This window comes from Streptococcus sp. 10F2, assembly GCF_054331515.2.
On record NZ_JBTGGE020000082.1, the window covers coordinates 1 to 4174 of the forward strand.

General features: G+C 41.8%; 5 protein-coding genes. All 5 read right to left on the reverse strand.

Features of this window, described 5'->3' with window-relative positions:
* Window positions 1-117: helix-turn-helix domain-containing protein (locus ACXM1Q_RS08895; RefSeq protein WP_458517755.1), on the reverse strand; the 117-nt coding region annotated here is incomplete at its 3' end.
* A 197-nt stretch (window positions 118-314) separates the two neighbouring features.
* Window positions 315-842, reverse strand: a complete 528-nt coding sequence (locus ACXM1Q_RS08900; protein WP_458517751.1) for an SA1002 family membrane protein — start codon at window positions 840-842, stop codon at window positions 315-317.
* Between the two features lie 96 nt (window positions 843-938).
* A complete protein-coding gene (ftsY, locus tag ACXM1Q_RS08905) occupies window positions 939-2234 on the reverse strand; it encodes a signal recognition particle-docking protein FtsY (RefSeq protein ID WP_458517752.1) in 1296 nt (431 codons plus the stop codon).
* Window positions 2221-3054 (reverse strand): Cof-type HAD-IIB family hydrolase, encoded by an 834-nt coding sequence (locus ACXM1Q_RS08910; RefSeq protein WP_458517753.1) that lies wholly within the window; start codon window positions 3052-3054, stop codon window positions 2221-2223. The genes ftsY and ACXM1Q_RS08910 overlap by 14 nt, the downstream gene beginning before the upstream one ends.
* On the reverse strand, window positions 3051-3842 hold the full coding sequence (locus tag ACXM1Q_RS08915; protein ID WP_458517754.1) for an HAD family hydrolase: 792 nt from the start codon (window positions 3840-3842) through the stop codon (window positions 3051-3053). Before ACXM1Q_RS08915 ends, ACXM1Q_RS08910 begins: the two co-directional genes overlap by 4 nt.
* Window positions 3843-4174 lie beyond the last annotated feature (332 nt).

The following is a 4174-nucleotide window of genomic DNA, read 5'->3' on the forward strand; positions in this document are numbered from 1 at the left end:
TTCCCAACTGTATAAAGTATTGATGCTAATATTAAATAAAGCTGCTGTTTCTTTACGTGTATGTCCCTCTTTAACATATTCAAGGACCCGTTTTCTAAAATCAATTCCGTATGCCATAAAAATAGCATATCATATACAGTTTATAATCTAAAAGAGTATACCATTCAATAACCACCCTATAAACAATCGAAATTGGGATAGCAGATACGAGGATATTCCCTCAATAACTCCGAGCATTGATGTATCTAAAATTGCTAATAAGGGTAAGGGATGAGTAATCCACATAAAAAGGATTCGTGTTGCGAATCCTTTTGTCAAATTGTATCCTCTTTGGTTTTATACAAAATAATACCTACCCAAACAGAGATTAAAGAAGGAAGAACCAATAAGGTTAAAACACTAGGATGGGTCAAATCCCATTTTCCAAAATCATTAGCAGACAGTTCTGCTAATTTCAAAAAGCTATCCAAATTATTAAAGAGATCTTGATAGACTGTCACATAAATCAGGAGCCACTGGATAATGTATTCACAGAGTGTCTGAACCTGATTCGAAATGGAAAACTTTGGAAACAGCCATCGATTCATCCAGTAAAGAATAAAACCATTCATAACCGCAAGCAACAACACTACTATAAATAAGGAACCGCCTGATTCTACCAAAATAAAAGACAAGGCTGAAACAGCAATAAGAAAGGCAAACAGGATAAAGAAAATCATACCAATAAAGGCTTCACCAGCTACCAACAAGAGAGCTTTAAAAAGGTTAAAACGCTTGGATTTCTCTAAATTAGCCAAATAACCTGAAAAAGCAACTAACAACAAAAGGCATAAAAGTGCCATCAACTAACTCCAATCTATCACATATCCCAAAAACGAGAGGCTGAACCCCGAAGGTCAGCCTCACATCTAGATAACCCAAGACCATTCAGACATCATCTAGGCGATCTCTGAGACAAAAACACCATCCAAGAGAGAACGCATAAATTGCTCCGACTTAAAGTCTCCAATATCATCCAATTTTTCCCCAAAACCAATCAGTTTAACGGGGATATCTAGTTCTTGACGAATGGCCAGAACAATTCCTCCACGAGCCGTGCCATCAATCTTAGTCAAAACAATACCTGTCACAGGAGTAATCTTAGAAAATTCCTTGGCTTGGACCAAAGCATTTTGTCCCGTTGAAGCATCTAAGGCTAGAAGTGTTTCATGAGGTGCATCTGGTACTACACGCTGAATAACCCGGCCAATTTTCTCCAATTCCGCCATCAGATTATCCTTGTTTTGAAGACGACCAGCCGTATCAATCAAAAGAACATCAATACCTGCTGCTTGGGCTTGCTCCAAACCATCATAAACGACACTGGCTGGATCACTTTTTTCAGGACCTGTCACAACCGGAACATCAACGCGGTTGCCCCATTCAACCAACTGAGCTACAGCTCCAGCTCGGAAGGTATCCGCCGCGACCAACATGACTTTACGTCCTTCTGCTTTATAGCGATAAGCCAATTTTCCAATGGAGGTGGTTTTTCCGACCCCATTAACGCCCACAAACAGCATAACCGTTAAGCCATCTTGGAACTGAATCTCTTCCTCATAGTGACCATCTTTATCATAGATATCTACTAATTTTTCAATAATAACTCGGCGTAAATCTTCAGGTTTCTTTGCATTTTCCAAGCGAGCTTCCTGACGCAAATCTTCTGTCAACTGGGTTGCGACTTGGACACCGACATCGCTAGTAATCAAGAGCTCCTCAAGTTCTTCAAAGAATTCTTCATCCACTGTACGGAAATTGGCAAAGAAGGCATTCAAACTTTCCAAGAAACCAGAGCGGGTTTTCTGCAAGCTTCGATTGTACTTTTCAGCCTCTGTTTCCCGACGTTTGCGGACTTCTTCCAAGGCCTCCTGAAATTGCTCTTCCTCAACCTTGCGGCTAGCCGCATCCAGTTGCGCTCGCATTTGTACATAGTAATCTGGTAAGGTGTCGACTGTTACCTTTTCAACTTCCGAAGTCATTTCTTCAGAGACAGGCTCAAGAGCTTCTTCAATTTGACTCTCCACTAGGTTAGCAGATCCAGATTCCTCTTCCAAGCCTCCTTGAAACTGCGATTCCGGCTCAGAAACCAACTCCTCCTCGTCTGCTTCCACCAAAGCACTTTCTTCCAGTTCGACTTCCTCTTTAGGCGTGTCGTTTTTCTCAACTCCAAATAGGCGATCAAATAGCCCCATTCTCTTTCTCCTTCAATACATATTCTTCAACAGCACGAGCAACCCCGTCCTGGTCATTCGTCCAGTCCAAGACCTTCCAAGCCACTTCTTTCAAGGCTGGCACTGCATTGCCCATGGCAACTCCATAACCTGCCCATTCAATCATGGATAAGTCATTGGCTTCATCCCCAAAGGCCATTACCTGATCCCTGCTCAAGCCCAAGAGAGCCGTCAATTTCTCCAACCCTCTTGCCTTATCCGCCTCTTTTGGCAACCATTCTAGCAATTGATCTCTGGACTTAAAGATTCCATATTTTTCAAAAAATGGGGCTGGGATTTGTTCTAACGCCCCATCTAAAGCAACTGCGTCATGAGCTGAGATACACTTGTTATAAAAGGCTTGCTCATCTAAATCGGCAAAGGAAATCAAGGTGAAATCTAAGCTTGGGTTGAAAGACTGGTAACGTGAGGCAATCGGTCCTTCAATATTAAAGACAGTTCCCTCCTGAATGACATCCAAGGGCAAGCCCAAGTCCCGACTCAGCTGGTACAATTCCTGAACCTCTTCATAACTAAAACGAGCCTCTGCTAAGATTTCCCCTGTATTGCGTTGAATAAGACCGCCATTAAAAGTAATCGCATACTCTTCTTCCTGACCATCTAGCTCCAACTCCTTTAACAGAAAATCCATGGCTTTAAGAGGCCGCCCAGTTGTCAAAACGACCTTAACCCCCTGCTCCCGTGCAGCAGCTAGAGCAGCCTTGGTTCGTGAGCTAATCTTCTTATCACTAGTTAATAAAGTCCCATCCAAATCAAGGGCAATTAAACGAATATCCATCAAATCAGCTCCTCCATGTATTTAAGTACAGACCCTTCACTGGCAGGACCAATCACACGGTCTGCCAAAGCCTTAATTTCTTCCTTAGCATTTTCTGGACTGATAGCCAAACCAGCTAATTCCAACATCTGACGATCATTAAACTGATCTCCAAAAGCAACTAAATCATCCGGATGCCAGTCCTTCATAATGAGCAAGCGTCCGAGCGCACCACCCTTATCAATACCTGTAGGAACAATATCCAAGGTTTGGTAACCAGTCGTCATCACCGAATAATCTGGCAAGGCCTGCGCAATCCATGCCAAACCTTCCACCATTTCTTCTGGTTTTAAATTCAAAGTAACCTTGAAAACCGGCTCCCGCATATCTTTTAAATCCCCAATCAACTGAACATTGGGATGGTAGCGACGTGAAAATGCTAAGTAGTCTGGATCAACCGTGTTCAAAGCATAAACCTCATTCTCAGCTGAAAAAATCAGCTGATTTTTATCCACATAAGGACTCGCTTCCAAAGTCGCAAATAGTTCTTCCACCGTATGCTCATCCATAGTGCGAGACCAAATCACCTGCCCCCGCTCCTCAATAATCGATCCATTTTCACCGATTAAATAAATCCGATTCCGAAAGGGTGCGAATAATTCTCTCATAGATGCAATACCCCGACCAGATGCCGCCGCAAATACAATCCCCTTCTCCTCTAAACGATCCAATAACTTCGAAAAACGTTCTTGGTCAAACTGGTGATTGCTGTCCAAAAAGGTACCATCTAAGTCTGTCGCAATGATTTTCATAATCCACTCCCTTATCTACTTGAGATATTCATTGAATTTCATCTGTTCCTATTATCTCAAATATCTAAAATTATTTCAAAAATACTAAACAACCCCCACTAGAAACGGCATTTCTAACGCTCTCCCTTTTGAATATGGATATAGAATTACCAGCCTGTGGGGGAGTAATTTTTTACGAGTTCAGTAGGCAAAATGACGTGGCAAACAGCTCAATGTCATTAAGTTAAGACTTAGAATCTAAAATAAGACCACTTTGGAAGTTCAAATTGATATCTGACTTTCGAAAGTGGTCTTTTTGTGCATGCCAAATAAAGGTTTTTATGACCTTTTTT

Coding starts and splice junctions, on each gene's coding strand:
- ACXM1Q_RS08900 (WP_458517751.1), bottom strand. CDS start 842: ATGGCACTTTTATGCCTTTTGTTGTTAGTTGCTTTTTCAGGTTATTTG.
- ftsY (WP_458517752.1), bottom strand. CDS start 2,234: ATGGGGCTATTTGATCGCCTATTTGGAGTTGAGAAAAACGACACGCCT.
- ACXM1Q_RS08915 (WP_458517754.1), bottom strand. CDS start 3,842: ATGAAAATCATTGCGACAGACTTAGATGGTACCTTTTTGGACAGCAAT.